This is a genomic window from Pseudomonas sp. AC463, from assembly GCF_979253585.1.
In genome coordinates this window covers 1-336 of record NZ_CEEDDZ010000302.1, presented here as the reverse complement: position 1 = coordinate 336, position 336 = coordinate 1, and the positions used below count along the sequence as shown (strand labels likewise).

Sequence of the window (336 nt, the reverse complement as noted above, 5' to 3'; positions counted from 1 at the left end):
AACTGCCGCGCGGGCTGGCGGTGATGGTCGCGGTGCTGGTCGCTCTCGGGCTCGTCGGCGGGATCGGGACGCTGGTCGGGATGCAGGCGGCGTCGCTGTCAGACGACGCGCCCGGCTATGTCCGGCAGATCGAAAGCAAGATGGACGGCGCTAAGCGGTTCGCCGCCGACCGCGTCGCCTTCTTCGCGCAGGACAGGGCGCGCCCCGCCCCGACGGTATCGGGCTCGCCGCGCAACAACACCGAACGCGTGCTGGCCGGCCGCGATCGCCCGCCGGTGCCGGTGCGCGTGACCGAGACCGAACCCGACGCGCTGTCGGTGTCGGGACAGGTGCTCG

1 protein-coding gene is annotated in these 336 nt (G+C 72.9%); it reads left to right on the top strand.

Going from position 1 to position 336, the window contains the following annotated elements; genetic code table 11:
- On the top strand, positions 1 to 336 hold a 336-nt coding region (locus AC0IYH_RS30250; protein ID WP_471837820.1), incomplete at both ends, for a hypothetical protein.